This window comes from Propionibacterium ruminifibrarum (genome assembly GCF_900289195.1).
In the GTDB taxonomy this organism is placed as follows: Bacteria; Actinomycetota; Actinomycetes; order Propionibacteriales; family Propionibacteriaceae; genus Propionibacterium; species Propionibacterium ruminifibrarum.
Genome location: NZ_OMOH01000023.1, coordinates 1 through 1,452, shown reverse-complemented (window position 1 = coordinate 1,452; position 1,452 = coordinate 1). Strand labels below are relative to the sequence as shown.

Here is a 1,452-nt window from a genome sequence, read left to right as displayed (position 1 = left end):
GAGACCGATCCCGGGGCGCGTGCGTTCTGGGTGGGCAGGCTGCTCGATGATGGTGCTGATCCGAGGGTGGGGCTCGCCGACGGGTACGGGGTGTTTCATGCCCTGTGCGCGAACAAGGTGTTGGCCCCTGATGTGGATGCCGGGTTGATGCGGCGTCTTGTTGAGTGCGGGGCTGATGTCAACCAGCTGTCCAAGCGTGAGGGTTACCCGTTGCAGGTGCTCATCACCCGGACCGATGTCACAGATGATTTCCTCATGCCGATCTACGAGGTGTTCCTGGAACAGCCGGATCTGGATGTGCTCTTGGTTGACAGGTTCGGGGTTGGTGTGCTTGAGCAGGCGAGGATGTGGTACCCGCATCATCCGCGGCTGGCCGTCCTGCTCGAGGACTACGCGAGGGCTCATGGCCGTGAGGTGGAGCGGCCGTTGTGGTTCCTGGCTCTGGCGGGCAGCTATGACGAGTTCGTGGCCGGGTACAGCCCGGACCGGGTGAACGAGGTGACCCGTGACCGCACGCTGTTGATGGAGGCCATGCGTAATCCTGATGCTGCCGCGCGGGCCCGGATCGCCAGGCGGTTGATCGCCGACGGCGCCGATGTGAACTATGCCCACCCCAGGTATGGGACGGGCGCGGTGAACCTGCTCGTGCAGGCCCCGGACCTTGGCTCGCAGGAGAATCTCGCGCTGTTCCGGGAACTGTTGGCGGCCGGTGTCGACCCGAACGCCGAAGACGGCAGCACGGGCCGGCCCCTGGGATACATTGCGGGCGCCAGGAAGAGGAAGAAGAAACCGGAACTGGATCTGAGTGGTTATTACGAGGTGTTGCTGGCCAGGGATGATCTCGAACTGCTGGACCCTGGCCGGCACGGGCGTAGTGTCCTCGACGTGGTGAGGTCCAGGGATGACCAGTCCGATGGCTTGTTGGACGCGTTGATCGGCTGGCTGGTCTCGCATGGTTTGGAGGTTCCGCCCCCGCAGTCAGACCTGAAGGCATCGGCGCGCAGAAGAAACAGCGGTAGGAAGAAACCACAGCAGAAGCAACAGAAGCAGTAGTTGGGGAGGGGTTGGTGTCGTGTCTACTCAGGTGCCTCATGGGGAGTTCATTCCGGGTGCTGGGACCTCGTTGACGACGTACAACGTGTTGGAGCGTCGTGGGCGTGTCCGGTGGATGGTCCGTGCGAAGCCTCGGAACGAGGCGGACAACGGCTGGCGGGTCTTCAGTCACATCGACACGAGTGAGTATCTCGCGGACCAGGCGAACTGGGCGGTCGTGGACTTCAACATGCTGTGTGCCTTGGAGCCGGCGTTGATCGGGATCTGGAATCTGCCGGTTGGTTCTGATCTTCAGATCGTCGATGACGGCCAGCGGATCCGTGTCGTGGACACCCCGACGGGCCGGGAGATCCCGCTTGAGGAACAGTTCGACCCCACCGCCCCACCACCCCCTGAGGG

2 protein-coding genes are annotated in these 1,452 nt (G+C 63.2%); both read left to right on the top strand.

The features are described from left to right. The coding region (locus tag PROPJV5_RS12635) for a hypothetical protein (protein WP_220474441.1) at positions 1-1,053 on the top strand (1,053 nt) is incomplete at its 5' end. Positions 1,054-1,072: 19 nt separating this feature from the next. Then, the coding region (locus PROPJV5_RS12270) for a DUF2185 domain-containing protein (RefSeq protein WP_239018503.1) at positions 1,073-1,452 on the top strand (380 nt) is incomplete at its 3' end.